The following is a 23,448-nucleotide window of genomic DNA, read 5'->3' as shown; positions in this document are numbered from 1 at the left end:
ATGAAAAGTAATTGATATCACACCAGAAAGAAAATTTCTGTAGAGCCTGAACAATTTAAATGGATCTCAATTGGGATAGCGTTATACATATTTGCTATGACTATCGTGATAATGGCAACTTTCTTCTCAAAAGAAACTTTTGTGAAGATTGTTTCTGAATACCAACACAAGCATAAAATAAGCGCTTTTTCACAGGCTTATACTATTGTTAGACTTTCTTATATTATGAAATATATTGGTAGTGTAATGATTGGATTAATACTTATATTGGTAGCTTATTTAGGGATTAAAAAAATTAGGTATGGTTGAGTATTTCCATTGTTCTGAATAGCTTTATTAATCGCTATGATTGCAATACAAGTTTCATTCATGAATGATCAGGTGTGAAAACACATAATCATTTCATTGGTATTGATAGTTCCAATTGGAGCTTTAATATCTTTTGCAATGGACTTAAGATGATATAGAAAAAATTTACTTGCTAAATACATCGAAAGAGTTAGAGCAGGAAAAGAAAGGATGAAACATGGATAAAAAAGAACTTATAAGTGGTGAAAAAGAAAGTTTTGAACCTCTGATTAATTCAAATTATTTTAAGCACTTTAAAATGATTGCAAAAATGAAAAGAGAAGCGAAAAAAGACTTTAAAAGCAACATCGATAAAAAGGAATGAACAAACATTCAAATTAAACAATTGATTTTTTGAGAGAAACAAGCGTTTATCTATGAAAAGATAAAAGAAATTGATTATGATGCTTTAAGTAAGTTTGAAATTGCAAACGTTAAGTTAGATTATCTTAAGAAAAAATTCAAAATGCAAAAAGAAGATTGGATAAACTTCTCAAAAAGTGCAAAAGATATTAGGGTTAAAGCTGTTGAAACAAATGATTCAAAAGCACAACAAGAAATAAATGCAATAAACTCTAAAAAAATCAAAGATTTAGAAAATATAAAATCTTTAAGAGATAATAAAAAAGTTTCGAGAGCTGCATATAAAGCAGAAAAGAAAAGAATAAAAATGTTTGCGAAATCAGACGTTAGACAAATTAAGATGTTAGAAGAAAAATACAATAAAAGAGAAAATTTTATTTTCGATTCATACAGATTAATTAAAGGTCGTCAAAACCTAAACAAAAAACATAGAGCTGAATTGCAATATATTAATAAGAAAAATCCATTTGAAAGCAAAATAAAAGGTAGGCGTTGATTTGCTGTTGGTATGAATGCATTATTACCTGGATTAGGTACAATTCTTAACAAACAATATATCAAAGGAATTATTCAAACAATCTTTTCATCAATTTTCCTAGCATTTGTTTTAATATTTGCGTTAGGTAAATTCGGTGAAGTTTCTGATATGCAAATACACGGTCAAGGACTTAGGGGGTTATTTACTTTAGGTTCAGAACCTATCATTGATGATTCAAGATACTTTTTGATAGAAGGTATAGTTACAACGGTATTTTTAGCGTTGTATGCCATATATCTTTATATATCGGTCAGAAACGCTTACATTGTTGGTAAAGCAATGGAAAAAGGTTCTCGACCAAATACATGAAAAGAGACTAGGAAATATCTTTCAGAAGATGGATTCTCATATGTCGTTACATTTCCATTGTATTTAATCATAACATTCGCAACAATCCTACCCCTTGTTGTATCAATAGTTATAATCTTTACAAACTATGGTGAGGTAGGTCACGTACCTCCGGGAGATTTAATTACTTGATCAGGTATTGATAACTTAAGAAGGATATTTGATTTCTCAGGACAAGAAGGTAAAAGATTCCTTAATGTTTTATCTTGATCATTTATTTGAGGTCTTGGTGCAACACTTACTTCAACAGTTGCAGGTATAGGGCTTGCATTAATGGTTAACAACAAACGTATTAAAGGTAAAAAATTAATTAGATTAATTTATATATTACCTACTGCAATACCTGGTTTAATAACAATCCTTTATTTCAAAATAATATTTGCAAATAATGGAATGTTCAACCAAGAAATATCTCCGATTTTATTCCCATGGGTTGATAAATTGGAGAATGCAGCTACACATGCTCAATTTAGTGATATTAAATGAAAAACTGATGTATCAACATTGAAATCACTTCTTTTCGTGATTAATATTTGATTAGGTTTCACAGGAATGTTTTTACTTGTTACTGGACTGTTGCAGTCAATTTCACAAGAATTGTATGAAGCTGCCGATGTTGACGGAGCAAACTCATTTACAAAATTTAGTAAAATAACTGCACCGTTACTTATGTATCAAATTGCACCACTATTAATTGGGGCATTTGTTGGTGGATTCAACAATTTCGGTCTGATCTATCTATTTAATGAAGGTGGACCTGTTAATAGTCAGGATTTAGCTGGACCTGGAGAAACAGATATTCTTCTTTCGTATGTATTTAAACTTGTTAGGGATAAACAACAACCAGCTCTTGGAGCAGCATACGTACTTCTAATATCTCTAATTCTTGGGGGTATAGGTCTTGCTGGATTCTTAAGAACTAAAACATTTAAGGAGGCATTCTAATGGAAGAAAATAAAACTTTTAAAAGTTATTTCAGCAGAGAAAAACAAGCCATAAAGACTACTGCAATTGTCTCTATAGTTCTAACTTCTATCTTGTTGGGATACTTCTTAATGACATTTATATTGCCGTTCTTTGGAGTGATGACTTTAATAGAGAAAGCCTCTTATTTCGGTTATCCAATATACGCTTTGCTATTTTCAGCATTTTGATTGATTGGATTATTCATAAGTTTTAATCTTTTATCAAAAAGAAAATTAAATGATTATCAATTGCTAATGGAAAAGAAAAACATTATGTCGTTAGCTATTGTATTAATTATTCCTTCATTATTCATATCGTTAATATTCTTAATTTATTTCCAAATAAAAATTAAAAGAACTAAAGAATTTGAAGTATTTTGAGAAAAAAATAAGGATAACTTACCGGAGTCAGACTTATGACTATCAGATAATATGCCTATGAAGGCTGGTCAAACTGCCTCTTTGGCAATTAGTTACTTTGTGATTATATTATGATCATTAATAATATTATGACCACTTTACCAAATTTTAAAAACAACATTTAATGGAGAATTGACAGATACACTTACATCTTCAGATAAATTTTCATTCTCATTCAAGCATTTTTCTGGATTATTTAAAAACACAAAATATCTTGATTGATTATTAAACACTTTATACGTTGCAGCTATTACATTCATAATTGTTGTATTGGGCTCTTCGTTTGCTGCATTTGTTTATTCAAGAAATAGATTTAAAGGTAAGAAAACTTCACTTATTTTAGTTATGACACTTGGTTTAATTCCTGCTATGGCCGGATTAATAACACATATTGTTTTATCTCAAATATTTACATTAGGATTCGGAATGAGTAGACTGATGTATCTAATCTTAATCTATGGAGCAGGAGGGGTTATTGGTAACATCTTTATTTTAAAAGGTTATCTAGACTCAATTTCTACTGAAATTGATGACGCAGCTAAATTGGATGGTTGTTCAAAATTTAAATTATTTTATAGAATACTGCTTCCTTTAATGGGGCCTATGTTGGTTATAGTTGGTATTGGTGCATTCGCTACACCTTTCGCTGATTTCATTCTACCTGCATTACTGCTTCCAGAACCCGATGATTGAACACTTGCTGTAGGTCTACAATCATTGATTAGCGACAATAAAGAGACATACTTTGCAGCGGGAGCGATCATCGTTGCGATTCCAATTACAACACTATTTATGGTGTTACAAAGAAATATCCAATCAGGAATGACAGCAGGAGGAGTGAAAGGTTAATTATGAAAATAGAAATTAAAAAGATAGGAAAAAAATATGAGGGTAACAAAGCTTACACTCTTAATGATATTAATTTAGATATAGCAGATAAAGACTTCACTGTATTACTTGGACCTTCTGGTTGTGGTAAAACAACACTTTTACGTATGATTGCAGGTCTTAACTCTATAACTAAGGGTGATTTATTATTCAATGGGAGACGTGTTAATGAATTAGCACCTAAAGATAGAGATATTGCAATGGTATTCCAATCATACGCTCTATACCCACACATGAATGTCTTTAATAATATTGCGTTTGGATTAAAGTTAAAACATGAAAAAAAATCAATTATTGAAAAAAGAGTTAGGGATGTTGCAAAAGTTATGAATCTTTACGATTACCTATATAACAAACCTTCCGATTTATCAGGTGGGCAAAGACAGAGGGTTGCGCTTGGTAGAGCTATTGCAAAAAAACCCAAAATATTCTTAATGGATGAACCTTTATCAAATCTTGATGCTAAACTTCGTGAGAAAATGCGTGTTGAAATAGTTGAGATACATGAAATGCTTGGTACAACAACTATTTATGTTACGCACGATCAATTAGAAGCTATGACAATGGCAACTAAAATTGTTTTAATGAATAATCAAAGAATTATACAAGTAGCACATCCAAAAGAGATTTATAATGAGCCAAACTGTATATTTGCAGCAAAATTCATCGGTTCACCAACAATGAATTTTGTAGAAGGTACTTATTCAAAAGGTGTTTTCAATTCAGGGAAAGATGATTTCAAATTCGAAGTGGGTACAACATATAAAAAGCAACTTGACAAACAATGAGAAGGTAAAAAGGTTGTATTTGGTATTAGACCTTCGAACATTTCATTATCACCTAAAAAAACAGGGATGAAAAACCCAATTGAAATACTAACTGAGTCAACTGAATTATTAGGTAATGATCAGATAGTTAGAGTTAAAACAAGTGGGATGGTTCTTAGGGTGTTGGTTCCAAATTGAGTTGAAATCAAAAGCAAGATGTATATTGATTTCGATTTAAGAACAGCACATTTCTTTGATAAAGATACCGAACAAAGAGTTTGTGAAAATTACGAAGAACTTGCAGAAGCTTGAAAAAAACACGAAGAATTTTTAAAATCTTCAATAACAGAAACAAAAATGAAAAAACAATTATTCAAGAAAATGAAATTAAGAGAGAAAAAACTTAAGAAACTTGAAGAAAGAATTGAGAATTCATCTAAATAATCAAAAACACCAATAAAATGGTGTTTTTTTTAAACTTTTAAGTAGGTAAAATGCTTGTTATTACATTAAGGGTTTAGTTGATTCATATGGGAAAATATTAATATAAGATAAACCGAAAAAATGGAGAAAAAAATGACAAAAACAATTAAGTGAAAAGGTAAAGTAATTTATCAAATATTCCCTCGTTCATTTAGAGATGCTAATAACGATGGTGATGGAGATTTAAAAGGGATCGAAGAGAAACTTCCGTATTTAGCTGATTTAGGAATTGATGCTATTTGATTATGCCCTACATATAACACCAACTTCGCTGATGCTGGTTATGATGTTAAAGATTATAAATCTGTTTGAAAACAATTTGGGACGTTAGAGGATTTTAAATCAATGGCCAAACAAGCGAAAATGCTTGGTATAGATATAGTTATGGATATTGTTTTAAATCACGTTTCTGATGAACACCCATGATTTAAAAAAGCGTGTGAATCAGTTAATAATATTGAACATAATTACTTTATTTGAAGAGAAAAATTAAATAAAGATGAAGAGGTTGCAGTATCTATATTTGGGGGTTCAGCATGAGAATTCGTTCCATCAGTTAATAAATACTATTTTCACCTTTTTGCAAAAGAACAGGTTGATTTAAATTGAGAACACCCAGATACCATTGCTGCAATGGCTGATGTTATAGATTTCTGATATGAGATTGGTGTTAGGGGATTCCGACTAGATGCAATTAAGCATATTTCTAAAGTATTCCCTGACGGCAATGATAATGCCTACTCATGAGGTCCAACAGCAGTAAAACAATTGCAAAAATTTAATGAAGTAGCATTCAAGGATAAACCAGATGCTTTTGTTCTTGGTGAATCTTCAGGAATTACACTTGAAGAAGCCATTAAGTACGGAACTGGAGAAGAAAAAGTTTCATCTAATTATTACAACTTCTCATGATGATGAATGGGATGAGGTAAAGACACTGGTAGAAATGGATATGATCCAGAATGAGATTTCAAGGATTTTGTAAAAGGAATGAAACCATTCCAAGAGTCGAAAGAAATTCCTTCTGAACTTATGACAAATTTCCTTTCTAATCACGATACATCAAGAGCAATCTCTCGTTGAGGTGATGAAGGTATGTTCTGGAAGGAATCTGCAAAGACATTAGCGATGATGATGTTTGTTATGAAGGGTATCCCCTGTGTGTATTATGGAGAAGAAATAGGTATGTTGAATCCACGTTTTGAATCAAAACAAGAATTTAGAGATGTGGATGCTATGAATGCATACGATATTCTCGTTGACAAACAAAACTATTACACAGAAGAAGAGATGACGAAATATCTAGCAATCAACGGTAGAGACAACAGTAGAACTCCTATGGCTTGAGATTCTTCGGAGAGTGCTGGTTTTAATGAAGGACATACACCATGAATTAAAGTTGGATATGGACACAAAGAAATTAATGTTGAAAAACAACAAAATGATCCAAAATCTATCTTAGCTTTCTATAAAGACATTATCAAACTAAGAAAAAATGAAGAATATAAAGATATCTTAATTGACGGAGAGTCGAAATTTGAATTATTAGAATCAGGAGCTTTCAAAGTTACAAGAACTAATTCAATCGGGAAGCAACTAATTATATTGATTAATGTTAGAGATATAAAACTTAATGTTCCAATGATTGTAGGGAAGCAAATTCTTTCTTCATGAACTGATAAAAAAGAGTTTAAAGGTCAATTAAGACCATATGAATCAATTATTTTTGAAGTTTAATCAAAAATCGTAGCGTACATGCCGTGAAGTTTTGAACAAAAAGCATGATTATATGAAAAGAGGTTAAAATGAATAAAAAATATATGAATTACAATGTAAAAGAATCATCAATTTCACAAATTGTTTTTGATAGGAATTTAACTGCAAAGTCAGAATCTATGATGGCACTAGGGAATGGTTATTTAGGTCTTAGGTCTGTCGATGAAGAAGTTGAATCATTTAACAAAGAAGATTTATTTGTTAATGGAGTGTTCAATAAAGCAGATGATCAGATGGTTTCAGAATTAGCTAATTTAGCTGATTCAATCCAAACACCTATTTCAATTGATGGGGAAAAATTCTCAATTAATGAAAACGATAAATACTTAAAAACTATTTACTTAAAAACCGGTCTACTTAAAAGAGTAGTTGAAGCAAAACGTGGGAACAAAGTTTTTAAATTAACATTCTCAAGATTTGTTTCGCAAGACAAACATAATTTCTACGGACAAAAAATAGAGGTTGAACAATTGGAGGGTGCTGACTCAATTATCGTTATAGAACCAAGAATCAATGGTCAAACAACAAATAATGGTGCTCAACACTTTAAAGAAGGATTAAAAAGAAGAACTACATTAGAATCAGTTCAATATATCGAAGAATCAAATCAATCTGGTAGATTTGTTATACATAACATGGTTACTAAAGCCATTTTAGGAGATACAACTCTTAAAGGTGGAAATGATGATTATATTGTTGCTATGGCAAGAAGACAAATTGGATTTAAAATTAAAACAACAATTAAATCTAATGGCGAAATTTTCACGCTTGAAAAATTAATGTCAGTTAATACTTCGATAGATGATAATGATACTATCCTTAAAAAAGACGTGGTTCAAGCAACGGCAGATAAACTTTCAACTAACTTACTTAAAGAATCATTTGAAAGCTTGTATGGGGCTTCAAAAGCTGAATTTGAGAACATTTTCAACTTATTCCATATTAAGATTGAAGGAACAAAAGAAGCTGAGTATGATAGTTTAGCTATGGACTTTAGTATTTTCCATATGAATTCTTTTGTACCGAAAGATAATACAAACTTATCCGTTGGAGCCAAAGGGCTTTCGGGAGAAGGATATCAAGGACATGCATTTTGAGATACCGAATTCTTTATCGTTCCTAACTATCTATTTACACAACCGAAAATCGCAAGAAACTTATTGGAGTTTAGATATAAAGGGATACAGGGTGCTAGAGCAAAAGCTATGGAGCAAAAAGAAAGACCAGAAGAATCTAAATTAGAAGGGGCTCAATTCCCATGAGAAATGGCATGACCAACTGACGGTGAAGTATGTCCTTATTGAGGTCAAGCTGATGTCGTTACTGGTAAACAAGTTCCGATAGCATCAAGAAGACAAGAGATACATGTTCCAGCTGATGTTGCGTATGCAGTAGATCAATATTTTGATTTTACAAACGATATAAAATTCATGGAAGATATGGGTTATGAGATTATTATTGATACAGCTATTTTCTGAGCTCACAGAGCTGAGAAACAAACAAACGGAACTTATGAAATTAAAGATGTTATGGGACCTAATGAATACAAAGGTAACATCGATAATAATGCATATATAAATGCATTTGCCAAAAAGAACCTTCAATTAGCATTTAAATATATTAATAAATTAAATGAAACAAAAGAAGGTAAAACAATACTTGAAAAAGTTTACGACAAAATACCTTATGCAGTTCCGCTGAATAAAATGAAAGATGTTATGGAAAACTTAGTTCAACAAAAACCAAATGCTGAGGGTGTTGTTGCAGAGAATGATCAATTCCTAGGATTAGATAGAATTGATGTAACACCATTCCAATTATTGGGTGATGCCGGTAAAAAACTATTCAATACAGCTGAAGGACATAAAAGATTATGTTCACAATTAGTTAAACAAGCTGATGTTGTTCTATTAACATTGTTAATGCCAGAATTATTCACTAAAGAAGAAATTCAGAAAAACTTTGAGTTCTATGAACCGATCACAACACACGACTCTTCTTTATCACCAACTACCTATGCAGTACAGGCTGTTGATTTAAGAAAAATGGATTTAGCATATAAACTATACAAATATTCACTAAACATCGATATGGGTGAAAACATGAAATCTTGTGATGCGGGTATTCATGCTGGAGCGATTGCTGCTATGTGACAAACAACTGTGTATGGATTTGGTGGACTAAGATGAATCGATGGAGAATTACACATCAATCCAATTCTTCCAAAAGAGTGAACAAATCTAGAATATAAAGTTGCTTACAAAGGTGTTGATATTCTTGTTATTGTGAATAGCGATACATTCACGGTTAAAACAATTAATGGTGATGAATTAGAAGTTTATATAAATGAAGAAAGAACTTTAATAACAAACAAAGAAATGAAATTCGAGGTGAAACATGATTAAGGGATTTGTATTTGATTTAGATGGCGTAATAGCAGAAACAGCTAAGTTACACTATAAAGCATGAAAAAATGAAGTTAAAAAAATCGGTATTGATTTTACTGAAGAAGAAAATGCAACATTAAAAGGATTGCCAAGAGTTGAAACACTTCGCGGTATTTTAAAAATACATAATATGACCAGCAAAGTTTCTGAAGAAACAATTCAAGAAATGGCTTTAGTTAAAAACGAAGAATACCTAAAACTATTAAAAACAGACCTTTCAAAAGATGATATTCTTCCAGGTATTGAAAATCTACTAAAAGATGCGAAAGCAAATAATGTTAAACTTGTTATTGCTTCTTCATCTTTAAATGCTCCTAGAATCCTTAAACAACTTGGTCTTCTTGATTATTTTGAAGATATAGTTAATCCAACAGAAATAATCAACGGTAAGCCTGCACCTGATATTTATTTAAAAGCATGTGAACTTATTAATATTAAACCGCATGAAGCAATTGGATTTGAGGATGCTATGCCTGGAGTTGTAGGACTTAAAGCTGCAAATATTAAAACAGTTGCAATAACTTGAGGAGATGAGGGTGAGTGAGAAAAAGCCGATCTTATTCTAAACTCAACAGCTGAATTAAATTTTGAAAAAGTGATAAATATTTAATAAAAACGAACCTAAGGGTTCTTTTTTTATATAAAAATAACTTATTTGCAATGTTAGAAAAAAATTATATGCTGGATATTTAAAGTAAAAATTTACATGCTATAATAGTTTTGACATCTTTATATAAGCCTGTAATTTGGTCAGGCGTCTCTACCTTTAGACCTATATCTAAAGACTATAAAGATTGTGTCTAGTTATTTTTAATTACACATTCTTTTTAGAGACGCGCGCTTATTTAAATTAAGTGTGCGTTTTTTCGATAAATTTGTCAATATATTCGAAAGGAAAACAATATAAATCAATGAATAAATTAAGAAAATATTTTGAATTTGATACTCGTAAAGCGATTCTTAGGAAAGAAATTATTGGTGGAATCTCTACATTTGTAGCGATGGCATATATTCTTGCCGTAAACCCTTCATTACTTTCAAGTGCTAAGTGAAGTGGTAACGCTTCTAAATCGCAAATTATGGGTGGATTATTCTTAGCGACTGCTATCTCAGCATTCTTCGCAACAATGGTTATGGGGTTATATGCAAATATACCTCTTGGACTAGCCCCAGGAATGGGAGTAAATGCTTTCTTCGCATTTACGGTAGCTTCATCACAAGGTGGAATGGGACTTACTGCACAAGAAGCACTTGCGGCTACATTCTTCTCAGGTTTACTTTATTTCATAATTGCAATGTCACCATTTAGACGTAAAATTATGCAATTAATTCCAAAAAACTTAAAACTATCATTAGCAATTGGTGTAGGATTCTTCCTAGCAATCATCGGGCTTAATGACGCAGGTATTATTAGAACAGATGCCTTCACACCTGCAAAAGGAGTAGTGGTATCAAATACAATCGTTAAAATGGGTGATTTCTCAAATCCGTTTGTTATATTAGCGGTTTGTACCTTATTCTTAATGATTATCTTCAAGGTGGCGAAAGTTCCTGCAGGTATGTTGCTTGCAATGATTATTTCAGCTGTTACCTTCGCAATAATGACAAATACAATGTCAAATGCTAAATTACACATCAATCACAAAGATTGAGGTGGATTAATAAGACCATACGGAGATTTAAAAGGGATTAAGCACGTTGCTGGTTCTGGATTCTCTTCAATGGGTAGTGCGTTAGCCAAACCTATGACTTACGTTGCTATTCTAACTTTCCTATATCAAGATTTCTTTGATACAACAGGAACACTAAACGCTTTCGGTAAAATTATGGATCTTCCTGAACCCGGAACAAAAAAAGCTAAATGATTTAGACGTGCTAATCACGTTGATGCTGTAGGTACTGTTGTAGGTTCTGCAATGGGAACTTCAACAGTTACTTCATATTTAGAATCATCAGTTGGAATTTCTTCTGGTGCAAAAACAGGTGTGGCTTCAATAGTTACTGGATCATTATTCCTTTTAGCAATCGCTGCATGACCTATAATGGGTGTATTCTTACCCGTTAGTGTAACAAACACTTCTTCGGGATTGATATTCCCAGTTACAGCTCCTGCATTGGTAATAGTTGGGATGTTAATGTTCGGAAGTATAAGATACTTTAATTGAAAACGTTCATTAGATGTCATTCCTTTATTTGTGGGACTGATGATGACAATGCTAGGATACTCAATTTCACTAGGTATGGCCTTTGCATTTGTAACACATTCAGTAGTGTACCTTACAGTTGCTCTTAAACAAGCCATTTGAAACAAAAGAGGAAGAACACTTTCAAATCACGTAAGCGACGGCGAGATGAAAGAAAACCTATTTAAAACGGAGATTAATTGAATGGTGCTATCATTATCAGCTCTTGCATTAATATATATTGCAACCATTCCTTTATATGCTTAGCATGTTAGATAAACATATAGAAAAGAAGTTGTTTGATTATGAAGATTTAATCAAACCTATAAAAGAAATAGGTGATTCTATTTCAAAGAAATTTAACGGTGAAAAAATTGTATTGGTATGCGTGCTCAAAGGTGCCATTACATTTTATGGGCATTTATTGAAATATATACATGGAGCCACAGTTGAAACAGATTATATACACGTAAAGTCTTATAACGGGACTAAAAACAATGAGAGAGAAGTAAAATTAATTGCCAAACATACGACGAACGTCACAAATAAAAACGTAATAATAATCGAGGATATTGTTGATACGGGCTATACAATGGAATTTCTTTATGAATACTTCAAAGAACACGGTGCCAAAACCGTTTCTTCAGCTGTTCTAGCAAATAAGCCAACTGCTAGAAAGGTAAAGATAGAACCAACTTGATATGGTATTGATCTCCCCAATCAATATGTAGTTGGGTTTGGTTTTGACTTACACGACGACCTAAGACATCTTCCTTATATAGGAACTCTTAAAAAAGAATATTACTAATTTAAAAAAACAACGCTTATGCAAAACTAGGTGTTGTTTTCTTTTTGTAAACTTTCACTAATGTCAAGTGTTAGAATACTAATAAGAAGAACTTGAATATTGATCCAAGAAAAAAGGAGGGTATATGAAAAATATGTCAGATATGGAAATTGCAAAAATAAGTAAACTAGAACCTATAAGTGACATCGCCAAAAAAGCTGGTATTATAAATTTCACAACTTATGGAGCAACAAAAGCTAAGGTTGAAAGTATTGATAATCCAAAAGGTAATCTAATATTAGTTACTGCGATAAATCCGACTCCGGCAGGTGAGGGTAAAACCACAACATCAATTGGACTTGCAGACGCAATGAATGCAGCAGGACATAAAACAATACTCGCACTAAGAGAACCTTCTTTAGGTCCTGTTTTTGGTCGCAAGGGTGGTGCAACGGGTGGAGGTAAAGCTCAAATAGCGCCGATAGATGAAATTAATCTGCATTTCACAGGAGATTTCCATGCAATAACAACAGCAAACAACTTATTGAGTGCTGCCATTGATAATCATATATATTTTGGCAATAATCTAAATATAACAAAGGTAATTTGAAGTAGATGCATAGATATGAATGATAGAGCTCTACGAAACATTATTATTAAGAACGGCAAAACCGAACGAGAAGAATCATTCCAAATAACTGCTGCATCTGAATTAATGGCTATTTTTTGCCTTGCAAGAGATATGAATGACTTAAGGTATAGGTTGGATAATATAATTGTTGGATATGCCAAAGAAAAACCTATATTTGCTAAAGAACTTAATGTTGTAGGTTCTATGATTGCTCTTTTAAAGGAATCGTTTAAACCTAACCTTGTACAAACTTTAGAAAACAATCCAGCATTAGTTCATGGTGGACCTTTTGCGAATATAGCGCATGGTTGCAATAGTATCCTTGCAACAAAAACAGCGTTATCTTTAGCAGATTACACAGTAACAGAAGCTGGATTTGGATCTGACTTAGGCGCTGAGAAATTTATGAATATAAAAGCTAGAATAGCAAATATCTCTCCAAATGTTATTGTTTTAGTTGCTACAATACGAGCTTTGAAAATGCAAGGTGGAGCTAAGAAAGATGAATTAGACAATGAAGACATAACTTCACTATCGAAAGGAATCAAAAATCTCGAGCAACATATTTCTATTTTAAAATCTTTTAATATCCCTCTCATAGTTACCTTGAATCATTTTGTTAAAGATTATGAATCAGAACTTAATTTTATGAAAAAATGAGCAAAAGAAAATGCTGTTGAATTTTCAATATCTAAAATTTGAGAAAAGGGTTCTAATGGCGGGCAAGAACTGGTTGAATCATTGTTAAAAAATATAAAAGATAAAACAGAAGTGAATTATACTTACGATTTAACAGACTCGATTGAAACCAAAATGCAAAAACTTGCAAAAACAATTTACGGAACTAATGATATTGTTTTTTCCGATGATGCACTAACTACTATTGAATATCTTAAGAAGAACAAACTTGATAAAAAACCAATTTGTGTAGCAAAAACACCTAGTTCTTTATCAAGTAATCCTAAGTTAATGGGTGCTCCGAAAGACTTTACCATCACCATAAATAAAATCAAATTATCTAATGGCGCTGGGTTTATAACATTATATTGTGATGATATATTGGTATTACCTGGGTTGCCGAAAAAACCAGCAGCGGAACGAATAGATGTTATTAATGGAATTATTGAAGGGGTGTCTTAATATAAAAAAAGACGGGTTCCACCTGTCTTTTTTTTTATATTTATTTTTCGATTATGTAATCAGTGATTTCTTTTGTTGTTTTTAACACTACTTCCCTAACTTCTTTAGATGTAATATCAATCCCAACTTTTTCTAATATAGTATTAGTTGAATATTCTTCACCACCCATATTTAGAATTTTTATAAAAGTTTCAGTATTACCCATTCTTATTTGATCAGCTAAGTAGATGGCAAGAATGAATGAAATTGTATAACTTGAGTATGTGTAGTGGTTGTCCATTGAAAAGTACCCTAACATAGAACCTTTTTTGGTAAGATTAACTCCATCAACAACCTCTGGTTTATTATTAGGCATTAATGATAACTTTTCAGTATAAACAACATCACGAATTAATTCTGGAGTAATAGTTGTTCCTTCTCAAGCCATTTCATATAAAGTATCTTCAGCTAATGTTGTTGTAGCGAAATTATTTGTAACTGATAATAATCTAGCTAATGCTTCATAAGCAATTGTTTTTGCATATGTTGCTTTTTTATCCATTGATGCAAAAGCAAACAACATTGAAAATGTATCCGCTACAGCTTCCCCAATAGCAAGAGAGAATCTAGCATCTTCAATTGGTTTATTAAGCTTAGCAGCGACAATATGCATCGTATGACCCATTTCATGAGCTAATGTAGATGCTGAATAAGGATTGCTATCAATATAACTTTGCGTTACATAATAAATATCATTATTCCCTGTTCACGTTGCAGCTGCTCCATTGTATTTATGTTCACTTTCAAGAATAGCTAATGTACCTTCTTTAGAAAAGTTATCTATTATATATTTGCTTTCTTTAGGGAAAATATCTTTAACTTCATTTTGATAAAAATCTACAATCTCTTTTAAAGGTATAGGAATAATTTTTGAGGGGTATGCTTTTTCATCCCATGGTTGAACACTATCTAAACCAAACTCATCTTTTCTATACACATTTAATTGTGAAATGTATTCTGCATAAATTTCTTTATAAAGTTCTTTAGATGACTTCATCACTTCTTTGGCGAATCCAGGAGTTTCATCTCTTTTTTGACCAATGAATTGTTGGTATGAAGTATAACCGAATTTTTTAAGGTATTCAGTACGTTTATTTATGTACTTTGCAACACCTATAGTTATATCTTCTTCATTATTTCTTTTATCTTCAAAATTATGAACAAATATTTCTTTTCTAATTTCTCTATCATTAGTCGGATCTAATGCAATAACATTTGATTCATCCTCTGTGTATTTTTTACCATTTTTAACAAAGGGGTTTACAACTGGTTTGTTACCAAGCTTTTGAGCTTCTAATGAATTTTTTGTAAATTCTTTTTGGTAAGCAGCTTTTTCTTTATGTTGCTCAGGAGTTAGTACTCCAACTTGATTCCTTATTTTTTTAGAAATTAATTCTTCTCATATCTTTAGCTCATCATTTCCTTTAACAAGATTCATAACTTTTTCTTTTCCAAACGCAACCATTTGTTCACTTAATTTAGAATCTTTTAATTCGAAAGAATCAACTAATTCATGTAAACCTTCCAATTCCTTCAATAGTTCTGTTTTACGTGTGTCAGAAAAATACTGAACATCTACATATGTTAGTGTATGTTCAAACATACCTCAAATAGAATTATATTTTGTAATGAATTCTAAAAGTTTAGCTTTATCAATATTGGTAAAATCAATTTCAAGAAATTTATTTAATTCCTCCTTAATCTTTACTACTACTTGTTCGTAGTCTTCTTTTGTTTTATAAGACAGTTTAACATCTGCTATCATAACTGGTTTAATCATAGTAACCACCTTTCTTTAAAAAATTATAATATATTAAACAAAAAAATAAGGATTATTACCTTATTTATAAAAACTCTTTGACTGGCTTGTAACTTTTTCTATGAATTGCAGTAACTCCGTATTTTTTCAAAGCTTCTTTGTGAGTTTTAGTTACATATCCTTTATGTTTCTCAAAACCATAATTTGGATATTCTTTGGCATATTCAACCATTATTCGATCTCGTGTAACTTTTGCTAAAATACTTGCTGCAGCAATGGTAATTGATAAAGAATCACCCTTCTTAATGCCTTGTTGTTCTATATCAACATAGACTTTTTCAAAATCAACCAATATATGTTCTGGTTTAATTTTTAAATTATTGATCGCTTTAGTCATACCAACTCTTGATGATTCTTTTGGATTTAAAGCATCAACTTCTGATGCTTCTATAATTTGCACATCAAATGCTAGTGCATCATTCATTATTTGTTCAAAGGCTTCTTCACGCTTCTTCTCTGACATTTTTTTAGAATCGTCGATTAAGTCATTTTTGTAATTAATCGGTAGAATACACGCAGCAGCGACAACCGGCCCTGCCATAGGACCTCTTCCTGCCTCATCGCAACCAGCAATATATTTAATGCCTTTATTAATTAGTTCTTGTTCATATTTATACATAAGTAAAGTATACCTTGCTTTCCATTTAAACTTTTTAAGTATTCCACTATTTTTTATTATCCATAAGGAATATATGCCTTTTTTAAATGAATAAGCTTTAAAACGGCTTTAAAACGTTAAATAAGGATGTATTAATTATGGTTCAATCATTGATTTTTATATTTGTGGCAAATAAATAAAAAAAGTCAACTTAAATAAGTATAATTCATTTACAAGCATCGGAGGATCTATGCAAACTATAAATAAAGAATTAAAAGCGAAGTTTTACAAAAGAATCGCAAAAGCGATATGCAAATGTAAAAATTTTACTAAGTGTAATTGTAAAACTACAAAAATGTTAAACGTTATTGACACTAAATTAGATATTGAATTAAATAAAGCGGGTAAAGAGGTTCTATTTTACGAACAACAATATACAAAAAAAGTTAGTGTTAAAATTAATGACAGAGATTTAACTGAAGTTTTAGATGAATTAGCTATAAAAACAATTGAAAAACTAAAAGAAGTAAAGTTATACAGATTTGACTTCGAAGGGTAAAAAATAAGGAATCCTTATTTTTTTATTTTTCAATCAGTTATCATTCTGTAAAAAGGAAAACATCCGTTATGCTATAACGTTTTTAAAAATGATGTAAAATAACTATAAATGATTATGGAGGTTTTATGCAAGAAGATAAAAGAATGGGAGTTAAAGGTTTTACTTGTGTTACCCTAGTTTTTATATTTCTATTTCTATCGATAAATACCTTTTTCTTAATTTATAGTATTTCACACAAAGATTCTTTAAATAACAAACATTTACCTTCAATCTTTTGGGTGCTAGAGTCCTTATTATCAATCAATGTTATATGATGCATTATCATAGTTCAATTACACAAACATAAAATCTATAGTAAACCTACCTTGGTATTACTATTCATTAGTTCTTGAATTGGACTATTCCCTTTACAAATAATACTTTGGTTTATGCATTATTCTAATTCAAAGGTTATTAATAAATAAAAAAACGCCAACTAGGCGTTTTTTGTTGCTTCATCAATTAATTCCATTGTTCTTTGGAATGCTATTTTACCAGCTTCAGTTATTCTGTAGTTGATATCTCCTAATCTAGAAGAATCTTTACCAATAATATCAGATACACACTTCAATACATATAAATCAACATTGTTGTTATATGCAATTTGTGCCATTCCAGCTGTTTCCATATCGAAGATACTTACAACTAAGTCTTTTTGAATTTCTTGAACATCTTCTTCCGATGAAATGAATTTCATACCTGAAGCTATAGGATTGTTCTTAACTCCTGGTATTCTCAAGTTATTAATATAGAATTGTACATCGCCAGGTACTTGACCTCTTGGGTATCATGGAGTTATTACGTCATGAAAGTAAATCTTTTTGGGAGTTACTAAATCAAATACATTTAAAGTTGAATCAGCGCCAACAGCACCATAGTTATATACTTTTTTAACTCCAAATGATGAAATCATCTCTTGGATACATGCTGCAGCTTTAACTACACCAATACCTGAGTGAGAAACCACAACATCTTGTCCATTTACTTCATATACAATGAAGTCAAAACCATTTTTAGTTACTTCTTCCTTCTCGCTTCAACGAATTTTATTAAGTTCGTGTTTATCTGCTATTATTAATCCAATCATTATTTACCAACTTTCTTTAATGTGAAGTGATTTACACTCCCATATTTTTTTGTTATTTCTGACATTGCGTATTTTGCTGCTGCTTTAAAACCAGCATCAAGATCTGTCATAGCTAATTTTCTATGTTCTTGAATACCAGGGTATCTTCTACCATCGCATAATTTATCCGCAACATACACTATCTTATCTAAAGTTGTTAAATCTTCAAATGGCATAGCATCTGCGTTTGAATGCTTGAATACAGCATTAACAATTTCTTGGTCATTAACTTTATAAATGTCTTGCAGTCATAAAGCACCAGTTCATTGGTGTCATATTAGTTCAGGTGTTCCTGTTGGGTCGTAACCACGCTCCAATAAGAATTCTTTATGCTTTTCATTACTTCATTCTTTTGTAATGTCATGCATCAAAGCCGCTACTCATGCTTGTTTAGCGCTAACTCCATTAGCTTTTGCTAAATCTGCCGCCATTGAACCTGCAGCAATACAATGTTTGTGTCTACGAACTGTTAAATTAGATCTTCCAATTTCTAAAAGAAGTAATTTATTATCTCCAATGTACTCAATAACCTTATCATCTAAGCCGGTAAAGTCTCCTGAACGGGCATTAGATGAAGAATGTGTTCATCTTTCATTTTTAAGTAGGATTGCGTTATATTTTTTGATGTTTATTTTAGAGAAAACATCTTCTCTTTGGAAAATTGCAATAGTTGCTTCTTTCGCGATTGTCTCTATATCTTTTCATTTATGTAATTTATAAAGATTATCACTTCCAATCAATAATACTAATTCATCATTAGGGAAGTTTTTCCTAAAATGCTTAATAGTCTCTATTGTGTAAGAAGTACCTTTTCTGTTGATTTCAAATAGTGAAACCTCAGTATTTTCTGGTTTTACAAGGTTTAACATGTTGATTCTATCCTCAGCATCAAGATATTTAACCTTTGATTTAAATGGTGATAAACTTAGCTCTGACATTGCAAATTTTGCAACGTTTATGTGTCCTTTGTGGGCTGGATTAAATGATCCGCCGAATATTCCTATTTTCATATTTAAATCAATTATATAAAAAAAGAGCTATAAAAGCTCAAAGGAAGTTTTTAAATGTCCTAAAGAATATTTACCCCGCTTAAGAATATTCTTCTTTTCTAGACGTTTATAGATAACATTTTCTAAAAAAGTATGCAATGCTGACATTTTATAATCTGTGGAAACTAAAGGTTGAACTAGGATTGATTCCATTTTCATACGGTTAGCTATCAATATATCTGTAATAATCATATCCCCCATAAAAATTGTTTCTCTTGGTTTTACTGAAGAGTTCTTCATGATGTCTGAAATTGAGGATTTAAGAGGCTTTTTAGCATTACCTTTTCATTGTTTGATATTTGCCCTTTTACAAAACATATCAACTCTCTTTTTGGTGTTATTAGAAACAACAACAAATTCCATACCATATGACTCAACCGTCTTAATAAATCTCAATACTTCTTTATTTGGTAAACGAGTATAGTGAGGCACTAATGTATTATCTAAGTCACACAAGAATAATTTTATCCCTTGTTCTTTTAGTGAATTTATATTAACATCTTTGAATGAACGAACGTACATTGATGGTTTAAAGTAGTTGGCAACTAGTCCACGTTTATTTTTTTTCATATAAAAATTATAGTAAAAAAAGAGCTACACTCTTTCTTTTATTTTATCTAAAACTAACTCAACGTTTTCGTCGACAGTTAACTTCATCTTTTCAGATGTCTTAACTCCATCTATTTGTATTGTTTTCATCACTTTAGCTCCAAGGAATTCTCATGTCCCTTCCATAGCTGGGATAAAATTAGAAAATGCATACCAACCTTCAGGTGCTCCTTGTACGGCGATAATTTGAACTTCAAGATTAGTTAACAATCCCTCTGATTCCCCTTTTCCGTCATACTTGTATTTAAAAGTTTTTCCGGCAACGCAAATTTTATCAAATAGATTTTTCATCTGTGCTGTATATGAAAAATTAGTCATTGGTACTGAAATAACCAACTTATCAACTGATTTTAAGAGGTTAATATATTTATCAGAATCATCAAAAAATGTTTCGAAATTCTCCGATGTCATACCTACACTTAAATCATCTTGATCATTTAAATCCATTCAAATAGTTTCGTGATCTGGGTATTTCAATTCATATAATTCTTTAAATTTAGCAAGTGCTTTTAGTGATATTGAGCCTTTTGGCGTATTTTTTGTCATTGTTGTTGTTATAAATAGTGTTTTCATACCTAAATTATAATACAAAAAGACGATACGTTAAATATCGCCTAGTATATCTTCAATTGACATTTGTGATACTGATTCGATCGCTTTTTCTGCTTTATCGAATTGATCAGTTTCAGAAATATTAGTTATTTTTATCAATTCAGAATCTTTTGTAATGATTTGAGAAGTCATTATTTTAGCCGCTAGAATCTTTTCGGGACCTAGAGTGCTTAAACCTGCTTCTGTATCAGTTATATCAGCTGATTTAAGTTCAACAACTTCCAAAATACCATCTTGTTTCATAAAGTTTGCTTTTGTTGTTGTATCCACAACATTCATATCATAAATAATGTGTGGTTTAGACTTAATTATTCTAAATAAATTACGCCCCTTAGTTGTTCTTGACGAAGGAAGTATCGAAGAAACTCTAATACGTTTAACTCCACCCCTACTTGAAAGTAGCCCTAATGTATCACCAGGATTAGCTAATGTAAATGCCGTTACTTGATTATCATCTAATGAAATACCAATAACCCCACCGGATTTAGTTCCTTGTACAGAAATAGTTGTCTCATCATATAAAGTAGCTTTTGCACTTGAGGTAACAATTACAACTTTTTTATCTCCTCCAGAAACTCTGGCACCAATTAGTTTGTCGCCTTGGCCTAATTTAATAGCCATTAAAGGTCTTGAATATCTTGACACTTCAAAATCTTTTAATTGGACACGTTTTGCTTTACCTTTTCTTGTAACTAATGTTATATAACCTTGAAGAGAGAAATCTTCAACAGCTATAACTGAAACAATATTATGATCAGGATCTATCGCAGCATAATCATTAATGTGTTTTCCGGCTGATTTGAATTTCTCTTCAGAGATTTTATGACCTGGTAAGAATATGAATTGACCAGCATCAGTAAATACCAATAATTTTTGAGCTGTATTGATTTTATCCATGAAAACTAATGAATCCCCATCTTTTAATCCATAGTGTTCTAACTTATTAGCTTCAAAGACTCTATTAGAAAATGATTTAACATATCCTTTACGTGATATACCAACATAAACATCTTCATGTTTGATTAAATCGGCAACGTTAATTTCAATTTTCTCAATTTCACTTTCTACAACAGTACGCCTTGGAATAGCGAAATCTTTTTTAACTTGTCTAAAGAAATCCGTTAGGTGTTTGTTGAATTCTTCTTCAACACTTAACAACTCTTTATAACGTTCGATTCTACCTTCAAGTTCTTCTTTTTCTTGAACATATACGAATTGATCTGTTGAAGATAACCTATAAAGTCTTAATTCAGCAATTGCGCTTGCTTGTATTTGAGTGAATTCAAAGTTTTCAATAAGAGCTTTAATAACTCCGGCTTTTGATCCAGAAGCTGCTCTAATAACTCTAACAACTTCATCAACCATCGCAGCAACTCTTACCAAACCAGAAACAATTTCATGTCTTAGTTCATCTTTACTTAATTCAAATTTAATTTGTTTTCTTTGCACTTCTTTTTGGTGAACAAGGAAAGCATCAATTAATTCTCTAAGTGAAAGTAATTTAGGCGCTCTATCTTTAATAGCGATGTTGTTATAGTTGTAATAAATTTGTAAATCAGTTTTTGAATATAAATAGTTAAGAATTAATTTGGGTGAAGTTCCTGGCATTAATTCAATGTAAATTGATGTACCTCTTCTATCAGTTTCATCTCTAACTTCTTTTATTCCGTGAATTGATTTATTAAATCTTATTTCATCTATATCTCTTACAAGTTTTGATTTAATAACTCCATAAGGTATTTCTGAAATAGTGATTGTAGGTTTTGTTTTTGATTCAGTAACCTCAACCTTTGAACGAATGATAACTCTACCTTTACCTCTTTCAAATGCTGAATAAATACCATCAATCCCTTGAACAATTCCACCAGTAGGAAAATCAGGACCTTTAACATAATTCATCAATGTATCTAATCTAATGTTTGGAGATTTAATAGTTGCAATAACTGCATCAAGAACCTCACCTAAGTTATGCGGAGGCATTTCAGTTGCATATCCAGCAGCAATACCTTTAGCCCCATTAATTAATAAGTTGGGGAATCCAGCAGGCAACACCGTTGGTTCTGATTCAGAATCATCAAAGTTAGGTGCAAACGGAACTGTTTTTTGCTTAATCCCTCTTAGAAGTAAATCAGTTAGTTTTTCTAATCTAGCTTCTGTATATCTCATAGCTGCAGCTGGATCGTCATCAATCGAACCATTATTACCGTGCATCGAAATTAAAGGCATATTCATTTTTCAATCTTGCGTCATACGTACTAAAGCATCATAAATAGATGTGTCACCATGTGGGTGGTATTTACCAATTACTTCACCAACAACTCTGGCAGATTTTTTGTAAGGTTTGTTGTGGGTTAATCCCAATTCATTCATCGCATATAATATTCTTCTTTGAACGGGTTTTAATCCATCTCTTGCATCTGGTAAAGCTCTATCTTGGATGATGTATTTTGAATACCTTCCAAACCTTTCTGACATGATTTGATCTAACGATTGTTTTAGTAGTTGTGCTGCTATATTTTTACTCATATGCTAAATTATAGATTATTTTTTTGAGTTTTTAAAAACTCTATTATAATTAGTATGAAAATTAGGAGGCAAAAATGATAGAAACACATGATTTAGGTATGGCTTTTAGTGATAAAAAGCTATTCCAAGGAGTAAGTTTAAGATTTACAGAAGGTAACACATATGGCGTAATAGGTGCTAATGGTGTTGGTAAATCAACTTTCCTAAAAATACTTGCAGGAGCTATGGAGTCAACTTCAGGTAAAGTTTCAGTTGATCAAGGTAAAAGAATTTCAACTTTGGAACAAGATCACTTTAAATATAATGAACTAGACGCAACATCAGTTGTAATCTCAGGACATAAAGAAATGTTCGCAGTTATGGAAGAAAAAGATGCTTTATATATGAA

The 23,448-nt window shown here is 31.3% G+C and carries 19 protein-coding genes and 1 riboswitch; of the genes, 12 read left to right on the top strand and 7 right to left on the bottom strand.

Annotated features, from left to right (window positions below; genetic code table 4):
* From C4B25_RS00900 to C4B25_RS00855, 10 genes are all read left to right on the top strand, one after another.
* Positions 1–534 (top strand): hypothetical protein, encoded by a 534-nt coding sequence (locus C4B25_RS00900; protein WP_131613187.1) that lies wholly within the window; start codon positions 1–3, stop codon positions 532–534.
* Entirely contained in the window at positions 527–2,542 is a 2,016-nt protein-coding gene (locus tag C4B25_RS00895; protein ID WP_131613186.1) for a carbohydrate ABC transporter permease, read from the top strand. Before C4B25_RS00900 ends, C4B25_RS00895 begins: the two co-directional genes overlap by 8 nt.
* Positions 2,542–3,831, top strand: a complete 1,290-nt coding sequence (locus tag C4B25_RS00890) for a sugar ABC transporter permease (protein ID WP_131613185.1) — start codon at positions 2,542–2,544, stop codon at positions 3,829–3,831. Before C4B25_RS00895 ends, C4B25_RS00890 begins: the two co-directional genes overlap by 1 nt.
* A gap of 2 nt (positions 3,832–3,833) precedes the next feature.
* Positions 3,834–5,081 (top strand): ABC transporter ATP-binding protein, encoded by a 1,248-nt coding sequence (locus C4B25_RS00885; protein ID WP_131613184.1) that lies wholly within the window; start codon positions 3,834–3,836, stop codon positions 5,079–5,081.
* 132 nt (positions 5,082–5,213) lie between these two features.
* Complete coding sequence (locus C4B25_RS00880; RefSeq protein ID WP_131613183.1) at positions 5,214–6,857, top strand: alpha-amylase family glycosyl hydrolase; 1,644 nt, start codon at positions 5,214–5,216, stop codon at positions 6,855–6,857.
* Between the two features lie 68 nt (positions 6,858–6,925).
* Complete coding sequence (locus C4B25_RS00875; protein WP_246004285.1) at positions 6,926–9,301, top strand: glycosyl hydrolase family 65 domain-containing protein; 2,376 nt, start codon at positions 6,926–6,928, stop codon at positions 9,299–9,301.
* A complete protein-coding gene (gene pgmB, locus C4B25_RS00870; protein ID WP_131613182.1) occupies positions 9,294–9,953 on the top strand; it encodes a beta-phosphoglucomutase in 660 nt (219 codons plus the stop codon). The genes C4B25_RS00875 and pgmB overlap by 8 nt, the downstream gene beginning before the upstream one ends.
* Positions 9,954–10,052: 99 nt before the next feature.
* Positions 10,053–10,151, top strand: a riboswitch (purine riboswitch).
* A 103-nt stretch (positions 10,152–10,254) separates the two neighbouring features.
* Positions 10,255–11,793 (top strand): NCS2 family permease, encoded by a 1,539-nt coding sequence (locus C4B25_RS00865; protein ID WP_131613181.1) that lies wholly within the window; start codon positions 10,255–10,257, stop codon positions 11,791–11,793.
* Between the two features lies 1 nt (position 11,794).
* Positions 11,795–12,334, top strand: a complete 540-nt coding sequence (hpt, locus tag C4B25_RS00860; RefSeq protein ID WP_168380653.1) for a hypoxanthine phosphoribosyltransferase — start codon at positions 11,795–11,797, stop codon at positions 12,332–12,334.
* Positions 12,335–12,458: 124 nt separating this feature from the next.
* A complete protein-coding gene (locus C4B25_RS00855; RefSeq protein ID WP_131613179.1) occupies positions 12,459–14,084 on the top strand; it encodes a formate--tetrahydrofolate ligase in 1,626 nt (541 codons plus the stop codon).
* A gap of 40 nt (positions 14,085–14,124) precedes the next feature.
* On the opposite strand, the gene C4B25_RS00850 is transcribed toward C4B25_RS00855, so the two are convergent.
* A complete protein-coding gene (locus C4B25_RS00850; protein ID WP_131613178.1) occupies positions 14,125–15,903 on the bottom strand; it encodes a M3 family metallopeptidase in 1,779 nt (592 codons plus the stop codon).
* Between the two features lie 64 nt (positions 15,904–15,967).
* Positions 15,968–16,567, bottom strand: coding sequence for a ribonuclease HII (locus tag C4B25_RS00845; RefSeq protein ID WP_335904851.1), 600 nt, complete (start codon positions 16,565–16,567; stop codon positions 15,968–15,970).
* A 223-nt stretch (positions 16,568–16,790) separates the two neighbouring features.
* Here C4B25_RS00845 and C4B25_RS00840 point away from each other — a divergent pair, with 223 nt between their 5' ends.
* Positions 16,791–17,099 (top strand): hypothetical protein, encoded by a 309-nt coding sequence (locus C4B25_RS00840; protein WP_131613176.1) that lies wholly within the window; start codon positions 16,791–16,793, stop codon positions 17,097–17,099.
* A 475-nt stretch (positions 17,100–17,574) separates the two neighbouring features.
* Here C4B25_RS00840 and C4B25_RS00835 read toward each other — a convergent pair whose 3' ends face one another.
* From C4B25_RS00835 to parC, 5 genes are read right to left on the bottom strand one after another with little or no spacing between them, the layout of a single operon-like run.
* Positions 17,575–18,225 carry a phosphorylase family protein gene (locus C4B25_RS00835; protein ID WP_131613175.1) on the bottom strand — a complete coding sequence of 217 codons (651 nt, stop codon included), beginning with the start codon at positions 18,223–18,225 and terminating at the stop codon, positions 17,575–17,577.
* Entirely contained in the window at positions 18,225–19,274 is a 1,050-nt protein-coding gene (locus C4B25_RS00830) for a nicotinate-nucleotide adenylyltransferase (RefSeq protein ID WP_131613174.1), read from the bottom strand. Before C4B25_RS00830 ends, C4B25_RS00835 begins: the two co-directional genes overlap by 1 nt.
* 27 nt (positions 19,275–19,301) lie before the next feature.
* Complete coding sequence (locus C4B25_RS00825) at positions 19,302–19,883, bottom strand: YqeG family HAD IIIA-type phosphatase (RefSeq protein WP_131613173.1); 582 nt, start codon at positions 19,881–19,883, stop codon at positions 19,302–19,304.
* 24 nt (positions 19,884–19,907) lie between these two features.
* A complete protein-coding gene (locus C4B25_RS00820; RefSeq protein ID WP_131613172.1) occupies positions 19,908–20,495 on the bottom strand; it encodes an FMN-dependent NADH-azoreductase in 588 nt (195 codons plus the stop codon).
* A gap of 30 nt (positions 20,496–20,525) precedes the next feature.
* Positions 20,526–23,060 (bottom strand): DNA topoisomerase IV subunit A, encoded by a 2,535-nt coding sequence (parC, locus tag C4B25_RS00815; RefSeq protein WP_131613171.1) that lies wholly within the window; start codon positions 23,058–23,060, stop codon positions 20,526–20,528.
* A 74-nt stretch (positions 23,061–23,134) separates the two neighbouring features.
* Here parC and C4B25_RS00810 point away from each other — a divergent pair.
* A partial coding sequence (locus tag C4B25_RS00810; RefSeq protein ID WP_131613170.1) for an ATP-binding cassette domain-containing protein occupies positions 23,135–23,448 on the top strand: 314 nt, incomplete at its 3' end.

The organism is Mycoplasma todarodis, assembly GCF_004335995.1.
GTDB classification, from domain to species: Bacteria; Bacillota_I; Bacilli_A; order Mycoplasmatales; family Metamycoplasmataceae; genus Mycoplasma_K; species Mycoplasma_K todarodis.
Note: the sequence above shows the minus strand (reverse complement) of the source record. Positions and strands in the feature narration are given on the sequence as shown.